Below are 8,188 nucleotides of genomic sequence, written 5' to 3'. Positions count from 1 at the left end.
CACGGGGTCTGTCAGGAATGTTTCAGCGATGAATTTTGCGCGCAGAGGGTCGCCGGGCATCAGTACGGTTTTTGCGAAATCGTTGTCTTTTGCGTTGATATGAGGTGTTGCCATAATGTTTGCCTCCTTATATAAAGAAAAATAGTTGTCTGTGTTCCTATAGTATCACTATACCAGTTTTTTTGCCGTTTGAAAAGAAAAAGCACCTGTTTTCAGGTGCTTATTTTACACTTATTTCTGTTCCAGCTGAAGCAGGAAAGTCTTGACATCCATCCCGCCGGCATAGCCCACCAGCTTGCCATTGCTTCCGATGACCCGATGGCAGGGCACGATGATGGCGATGGGATTTTTGTTATTTGCCATGCCCACAGCGCGAAAGCCTTTGGGATTATCCACGGCGATGGCGATATCCTTATAGGAACAAGTCTCGCCGTAGGGGATTTTCGTCAGGGCGTCCCAGACCTTTTTCTGAAATACCGTTCCCGTAGGGGCAAGAGGGAGGTCAAATTCTTTTCGCTTTCCTTCAAAAAATTCATCCAACTGCTGTTTGCATTTGCGGATGAGTTCCGTTTCCTCCAGAACATATTCCTTTGGCAGATGTTCCCAAGTCACACGGGTGATGGCGCCGTTGGTTTCCCCGATGCAAAGCTTCCCCACCGGCGTATCTTCATAAAAATAGATCTTTTCCATATCAATCATTCTTTCTCAGACTTCTCAGCAGGGCAATTTCCCTGGCATAGCCTTCCGCTTCGTTGGGGGTCTCCAAATAGAAGGGCAGATGCGCCAACTTAGGGTGGTTGATAACGTTCGCCACGCCCTCCAGCCCCAGGGTGCCTTCGCCGATTTTTTCGTGTCTGTCCTTATGGCTGCCCATGGGGTTTTTGCTGTCGTTCAGATGGATGGCTTTCAATCTGTCCAGGCCGATGATATCGTCAAACTCTTTCAAAACGCCATCCAGGTCACTCAAAATATCATAGCCGCCGTCATACACATGGCAGGTATCCAGACAAACGCCCAAGCGTTCCTTCTGTTCCACCCTGTCGATAATGGCACGCAGTTCTTCAAAGCTTCTGCCCACTTCGCTGCCCTTGCCTGCCATAGTCTCCAGCAGGATGGTGGTCTTTCCGCCGGTGGAAAGGATATCGTTCAAAGCATCGGCGATGAGGGGGATACCCACATCCGCCCCCTGCTTCACATGGCTGCCGGGGTGGAAATTGAACATCACATCGGGCAAAAGTTCTAAGCGAGATAAATCTTCTTTCATGGTATTGCGCGCGAATGTACGCAGGTCTTCCTTCGCCGCACAGAGGTTTATGGTATAGGGCGCATGGGCCAGCAGTGTGCCGAAATTATTTTCTTTATGGAAAGTGCAGTATGCTTCCACGTCTTTCATATCCAGAGCCTTTACGGAACCGCCGCGGGGGTTTCTGGTGAAAAACTGGAACACATTGGCCCCCAGCTGCACCGCTTCCTTCCCCATGGCAAGGTAGCCCTTCGCCGCAGAGAGATGGCATCCTATCCAAAACATACATTGTCCTCCTTAACCGATATAGTAAACGATATTGGTGAATTCCGTCATGCTGTCCCCACGGTTTTTATAGGTGTGAGGCTGGGTACAGTCGAAATGGACAAAATCACCCTCCTGCAGGATATATTCTTCCCCGCCATAGAGCAAAATCATCTCCCCCTTTGTAACCAGCACATATTCATGGGTATTGACCCCATGGCCTTCGGAAGTAAATTCTGCGTGGGGGTCCAGTTCGCCATTGAAAAACTCGAAATCGCGGGCGGGGTTGGCAGTGCTGTAGTGGTAAACGCGATAGCCCTCATGGTCTACCCGAGCGCTTTCATCCTTGCGGATGACGGAAGGCACTTCGATCTGCTCATCGATGAGCTTTGTATAGGAAACCTGCAGGCCGCTGGCAATTTTCCAGAGGGTATTGATGGTGGGGCTGGATTCGCCTTTTTCGATCTGGCTCAGCATCACCTTGCTGACGCCGGAAAGCTCCGAAAGCTTGCCCAAACTGAGTCCTCTTTCTGCCCGCAGACGTTTTAAATTCGTTGCAATGATCTCATTCAAATTCATGGAGGAACCTCCTTTCTTTCTATAACAAGTATACCACAAATCAGGAGGAGACTTCAAAAAACTTTGTTTTTGCTTGCATCTGCCCCTTTCCCGCCGTATAATTGTCACGGTTATAGAAAATTCGACAAAGAAATGGAAAAGAAAATTATGAAAGAAAAATTACTCGCATTTTTCAAAAAAGAAACCATACTCTGCATATCGGGGGTACTGGCAGTTGTATCCGCCTTCATCATCCCGCCCGATGCAGGGTACATAGAATACTGCGACATCAGGGTGCTGGTGCTGCTCTTCTGTCTGATGGCGGTCATGGGGGGCTTTCAGCAACTGGGGGTATTCGACCGCATGGCGAATCTGCTGCTGGCGCGAGCCAGAAAAATGCGCCAGCTGGCCACCACGCTGGTCATGCTGTGCTTCTTCTCCGCCATGTTCGTCACCAATGACGTAGCCCTCATCACCTTTGTCCCCTTCACTATCATGTTGCTGGAGAGAGCAAACCTGCAGGAGAAACTGATCCCCTTCATCGTCCTCCAGACCATTGCTGCAAACCTGGGCAGTATGCTGACCCCCGTGGGCAATCCCCAGAATCTGTTCCTCTACACCATCTCCGGCATGGAAATAGGCGAGTTTTTCGCCGTAACTCTGCCCTATGTGGCAGTATCCTACTTCCTGCTGTATGTGTTCTGTTATTTTCAAGGGAAAAAACCCCTGGAAACAGAAAAACAGGAGCCGAAGAAGCAATGGACATCCAAAGAAAAGGGGGTTCTTTTCTCCCTCGGTGTGCTGTTCCTGCTGTGCCTCCTGGCGGTATTCCGCATCGCTCCCTATCAGGCCATTTTGGTGGTCATTCTGATCTGGTTCGTCTTCTTCCAGAAGGGCATCCTGAAAGGATTGGATTATAACCTGCTGCTGACCTTCGTATTTTTCTTCGTCCTCATCGGCAATCTGGGGCGTATTCCCGCTATCCGGGAAACCCTGCAGAACCTGCTCATGGGCAGAGAAGTCTTTGTATCCTTCCTGGCCAGCCAGTTCATCAGCAACGTGCCCGCAGCGGTGCTCCTGTCAGAGTTTACGACAGAGTACGGTTCCCTCATCGCAGGGGTGAATATCGGCGGTCTGGGTACGCTGATCGCCTCTATGGCAAGCCTGATCTCCTATAAATATTTTGCACAGGTTCCCGGGGCGAAAAAAGGCAGCTATATGTTCCACTTCACATGGATGAATATGCTCTTTGCATTCATCCTTCTGGCAGTCAATGTGTTCCTGCCCTTCCTTCCTCTGGAAGTTCTGCTGACATATATTTAAACATAAGAAAAGCCTCAAGTCTTACGACTCGAGGCTTATTTTTATATCTGATTATTTTTCTACGGGCAGTTCTTTATTGCCGTATGCTTTACGGATGATCAGAACTGTTACGATCATGGAAACGATAGCGATAGGCAGGTTGATCACCCAGTTCTGAACGAAACCGGCGATCACATAGTTTACTGCAGAAACCGCCGCAACCAGCAGTGCGTAGGGCAGCTGTGTGGAAACGTGGTTCACGTGGTCACACTGTGCACCTGTGGAAGCCATGATGGTTGTATCGGAGATGGGAGAGCAGTGGTCACCGCAAACCGCACCAGCCAGAGTAGCAGCTACTGTGATTGTCAGCATTTCGCTTGCAGGGTCCATGATAGGCACTACGATAGGCAGCAGGATACCGAATGTACCCCAGGATGTGCCTGTTGCGAATGCCAGGAATACAGCGATACAGAATACGATCACGGGGATGAATGCCTGCAGTACGCCTGTGCTGTTTTCCAGAATGCCGGCTACGAATACGTCAGCACCCAGCAGACCTGTAACGCCGGACAGTGTCCATGCGAATGTCAGGATCATAATGGCAGGAACCATTGCTTTGAAGCCTTCGGGCAGACATTCCATGAACTGACGGAATGTCAGAACTTTACGAGGGATGTACAACAGGAATGTGATCAGCAGTGCTGCAGCAGAGCCCAGCAGCAGACCAACAGAAGCATCGCAGTTTGCAAATGCATCGATGAATGTTTCGCCATCGAAGAAACCGCCTGTGTAGATCATACCGATAACGCAGGAGATGATCAGAACAACTACGGGCAGGATCAGGTCGATTACTTTACCATTGCCAACGGGAGCTGTAGAAGCTTCAGCGCCAGCGTAAGGTCTTGCATCTGTTGTGTACAGGTCGCCGTTCAGCTGTGCATTTCTTTCATGTTCCAGCATGGGGCCGAAGTCTGTGTTTGTCATTGTCAGCACTACCATTGTCAGGATCGTCAGCAGCGCATAGAAGTTGTAAGGGATCGCTCTGATAAACAGGTCTAAGCCGTTCACGCCTTCTACAACGCCAGCTACGGCAGCAGCCCAGGAAGAGATGGGAGCGATGATACATACAGGAGCAGCTGTTGCGTCGATCAGGTATGCCAGTTTTGCTCTGGAAACCTTGTGTGTGTCTGTAACAGGGCGCATAACGGAGCCTACTGTCAGGCAGTTGAAGTAGTCATCCACAAAGATCAGGCAGCCCAGCAGGGATGTACCCAGCATCGCGCTGCGTCTTGTTTTGAATGTAGTGGAAGCCCATTTGCCGTAAGCAGCGGAACCGCCTGCTTTGTTCATCAGGGCAACAATGATACCCAGGATAACCAGGAAGATCAGGATACCAACGTTCCAGCTGTCGGACAGCTTCGCCAGCATACCGCCGTCTGTGTCGTTTGTGAAAATTGTCAGGTATGCCATTTTCAGGTCAAAGTTTGCATAGAACAGACCGCCTACTACGATACCTACAAACAGGGAAGAATAAACTTCCTTTGTGATCAGCGCCAGAATGATGGCAACCAGGGGAGGTACCAGAGACCATACTGTTGCATACATATTGCTGGTATATTCTGCTGCTTCGGCTTCCCCACCGAAAGCAGTTGTGGCCATGGCTGTCGCTACCAGTACAACGACAAAGATCATGCCAAGCCATCTGTTTTTGATGTTGCTTTTGGTTTTCATAACCCTTCTCCTTTCAGGAATTGAAATAATAAAGATAATTGCGTGTTCAGTACATACTGAACGAATATAAGATTGCTGGGAAACATGAAAAAAGACCGCGCGAAGCACGGCCTTATAATCATAGTCAGATTATGTTACAGGTTTCCGATAGCGCTCCACATCAGTGACAGTACATTACATATTCTGCAATGTCCCAGCGGAAATTCCCCTTGGGCAGAAAAGACCGCTTCGGCAATGCCGCCCTTCCTCCCCAGCCGCCCACGGCTTTTTCGGGGGATACTCATCGGCATCGCACCTCTATCTTATATTATTGTCTGACGTTTCGTCAGACCTTCTTTCATTCATAACATACTAAGGGAACAAAGTCAAGTCTTTCTTGGAAAAAGCCAGAAATTTCAGGTTTTTTGTGGCTTTTTGCCCCTTAGCGCATGCGTTTTTCTCCTGTTGCCAGGTATATCTCATACCATTCCCAATGCTCCAGCTGAATCTCCAGCGCAGCAATGGCGTTGTCCAGGCGGTGCAGCTTATTGCTGCCCACCAAAGGCAGCATCCCCGCGGGATGATACAATATCCATGCGTAAAGGATGGTTTCGGGGGCAGTGTTATGTCTTTCTGCAATTTCTTCCAGAACAGAACGTACCTTTTTATAAGGCTCTTCCTCGGAAGTGAAGATTTTACCGCCTGCCAGAGGAGACCAGATCATGGGGTGGATGCGCTTTTCCAGAAGCAAGTCCAGCATGCCGCTGTTGATATGCTCATAGCAGACGGGGCTGAATTCGATCTGATTCATCACCAGCTGGCCGCCGGTACAGTTATTCAGAGCATTGAATTTGAAGGGGTCGAAATTGGAAACACCGATCTCCTTTACCAATCCTTCCTCCTTCAGCTCCAGCAAAGCCTTTGCCGCTTCGTGGGGGTCAAGGAGAGGGTCTTCCCTGTGGATGAGATACAGGTCGATGTCGCCGCAGTGCAGTCTTTCGATGCTGTCGCGGCAGGCCTGCTTGATGGTTTCATAACGGGTGTCGTAGTGTTTCGCGATTTTGACTACCTTTCCGTCGCCATAGGGCATGCCTGCGATTTTCTTGATGCCTGTTTTTGTTACCAGCTGAATTTGTTGACGAATTTCGGGATATTTTTCGAAAACCTTCCCCATTTCCGTTTCGCAGACGGTGTTTCCATAGATTTCTGCCGTGTCAAAGGTGGTTACGCCCCGTTCGATACAGCCCCGCATAAAATTCGCCAGTGTTTCTGTGTCCCAGTTCCAGTCCGTCAGCCGCCAGAATCCCTGGATGATGCGTGATAAACTGAGGTTTTCCGTGATTTTTACATATTCCATACCAATACATCCTTCCCTTTATACATTTATTCATAAAACTATGCATAAATTTCACAAACCATTGTATATTATTCTGTGCACAGCGCATAGACAATCCTCTTCATCGGAAGATATGGACCAATTTCCTCCATTCTATCTCCGCTATTACCAGAACCCTCCCCCATCCATCCGGAATTTTTTGTGCATTTTCCCATTGAGAATCTCCATTTTCAGCCATTCTTTCCTGCAATCCGCTAAAATTGCATAATTATACACAAATTTGTTGACTTCATTTTTGAGAGGTATATAATAAAGTATAAATCATTTTTACTCTGAATCAACAGAAACTTCAAATAAAACCAGAAAATAGAAAGAAAGGATGGCCTTATGAAGCATAAAGTATATATTGACGGTCAGGTAGGCACAACAGGCCTGCAGCTCCGTCAGAAATTACAGAATCATAAAGATATCGAGATCCTGCTCATCAGCGAAGAGCTGAGAAAGGACGAGGCAGAAAGAAAAAGACTGATGAACGAGGCGGAAGTCGTTTTCCTTTGCCTGCCCGATGACGCGGCCAAGGAAGCAGTGAAGCTGGTGGAAAACCCCAATACCTGCATCATTGACGCCAGCACGGCCCATCGTGTAGACCCTGACTGGACATACGGTTTCCCCGAACTTTCCCCTGCGCACAGAGAAAAGATCAAAAATTCCAAGCGCATCGCCAACCCCGGCTGCCATGCCACAGGCTTCATCGCAGCGGTGTATCCTCTGGTGGAAATGGGAATCATCGGCACAGATTATCCCCTGACAGCCCATAGCCTGACAGGCTACAGCGGCGGCGGCAAGGCAATGATCGCAGATTATAACGCGGAAAACAGATCTGTTCTGCTGGATAGCCCCAGACAGTACGGCCTGAGCCAGAAACATAAACACCTGCCCGAAATGCAGCACGTAACAGGCATCGACAATCCCCCTGTATTCTGCCCCATCGTCGGGGATTATTACAGCGGCATGGCGACCTGCATCCCTCTGATCTCTTCTCTCTTCAAAAAGAAAGTGACAAAGGATGAACTGCTGGCAATGCTGAAGGATTACTACAAAGATGCAAAGCTCATCAGCGTAGGCACAGAAGAAACAAACTTCCTGGCTTCTAATCCCCTCAGCGATACCAACGAACTGAAGCTGTATCTGGAAGGCAATGATGACAGAATGACACTGATCAGTGTATTCGATAACCTGGGCAAAGGCGCATCCGGCGCCGCTGTTCAGAATATGAATATCGTACTGGGTCTCGATGAGACCACAGGTTTGATTTAAGGAGGGAAATCTATGCAAAAGATAAGTAGTGGCGTAACTGCCCCCAAGGGTTTTATCGCCGGCGGCCTGCACTGCGGCGTAAAATCCAGCAACACAGCAAAAAAAGATATCGCCATGATCTATAGCGAAAAGCCCTGCAACGCAGCAGCGGTTTATACACAGAATAAAGTTTATGGCGCACCTATCACGGTAACCAGAAACAACATTGCCGACGGCATGGCACAGGCTATGGTCTGCAACAGCGGCAACGCCAATACATGCAACGCTGACGGCGTGGAAAAAGCCGAAAAAATGTGTGTTCTGGCGGCACAGGCTCTGCATCTGAAGCCCGAAGATATCATCGTGGCATCCACAGGTGTCATCGGTCAGGTTCTGCCCATCGAACCCATTGAAAAAGGCATCGCTGCTCTGGCTCCTATCCTGTCTAAGGACGGCAACGCTGACGCAGTGGAAGCCAT

Annotated in this window: 8 protein-coding genes, 1 pseudogene and 1 riboswitch; of the genes and pseudogenes, 3 read left to right on the top strand and 6 right to left on the bottom strand. The window is 49.1% G+C overall.

All coding sequences use genetic code 11. The annotated features are described in order from the left end of the window. From IJ369_RS10885 to IJ369_RS03820, 4 genes and pseudogenes are all read right to left on the bottom strand, one after another. A pseudogene (locus IJ369_RS10885) lies at window positions 1-114 on the bottom strand (purine-nucleoside phosphorylase); the annotation flags it as partial. 117 nt (window positions 115-231) lie between these two features. After that, a complete protein-coding gene (locus IJ369_RS03830; protein ID WP_290716185.1) occupies window positions 232-690 on the bottom strand; it encodes a methylated-DNA--[protein]-cysteine S-methyltransferase in 459 nt (152 codons plus the stop codon). Between the two features lies 1 nt (window position 691). Then, window positions 692-1,528 (bottom strand): deoxyribonuclease IV, encoded by an 837-nt coding sequence (locus tag IJ369_RS03825; protein WP_290716182.1) that lies wholly within the window; start codon window positions 1,526-1,528, stop codon window positions 692-694. Window positions 1,529-1,540: 12 nt separating this feature from the next. Beyond that, window positions 1,541-2,086, bottom strand: coding sequence for a helix-turn-helix domain-containing protein (locus tag IJ369_RS03820; RefSeq protein WP_290716180.1), 546 nt, complete (start codon window positions 2,084-2,086; stop codon window positions 1,541-1,543). A 147-nt stretch (window positions 2,087-2,233) separates the two neighbouring features. Here IJ369_RS03820 and IJ369_RS03815 point away from each other — a divergent pair, with 147 nt between their 5' ends. Further along, a complete protein-coding gene (locus IJ369_RS03815; RefSeq protein ID WP_290716178.1) occupies window positions 2,234-3,388 on the top strand; it encodes an SLC13 family permease in 1,155 nt (384 codons plus the stop codon). Between the two features lie 51 nt (window positions 3,389-3,439). On the opposite strand, the gene IJ369_RS03810 is transcribed toward IJ369_RS03815, so the two are convergent. Together IJ369_RS03810 and IJ369_RS03805 are read right to left on the bottom strand one after the other, a co-directional pair. Then, window positions 3,440-5,098, bottom strand: a complete 1,659-nt coding sequence (locus IJ369_RS03810) for a Na+/H+ antiporter NhaC family protein (RefSeq protein ID WP_330612923.1) — start codon at window positions 5,096-5,098, stop codon at window positions 3,440-3,442. A gap of 140 nt (window positions 5,099-5,238) precedes the next feature. Then, a riboswitch (Lysine riboswitch) is annotated at window positions 5,239-5,406 on the bottom strand. 113 nt (window positions 5,407-5,519) lie between these two features. Beyond that, window positions 5,520-6,434: an aldo/keto reductase gene (locus tag IJ369_RS03805; protein ID WP_290716175.1), complete on the bottom strand. Its 915-nt coding sequence runs from the start codon at window positions 6,432-6,434 to the stop codon at window positions 5,520-5,522. A 366-nt stretch (window positions 6,435-6,800) separates the two neighbouring features. Here IJ369_RS03805 and argC point away from each other — a divergent pair, with 366 nt between their 5' ends. Next, complete coding sequence (gene argC / locus IJ369_RS03800) at window positions 6,801-7,730, top strand: N-acetyl-gamma-glutamyl-phosphate reductase (protein ID WP_290716172.1); 930 nt, start codon at window positions 6,801-6,803, stop codon at window positions 7,728-7,730. A gap of 12 nt (window positions 7,731-7,742) precedes the next feature. Beyond that, a partial coding sequence (locus IJ369_RS03795; protein ID WP_290716170.1) for a bifunctional ornithine acetyltransferase/N-acetylglutamate synthase occupies window positions 7,743-8,188 on the top strand: 446 nt, incomplete at its 3' end.

The sequence above is a fragment of the Anaerotignum sp. genome, from assembly GCF_017483025.1.
Taxonomy (GTDB): domain Bacteria; phylum Bacillota; class Clostridia; order Lachnospirales; family Anaerotignaceae; genus Anaerotignum_A.
The sequence above is the reverse complement of the archived record's forward strand: the minus strand, read 5'-3'. Positions and strand labels throughout refer to the sequence as shown.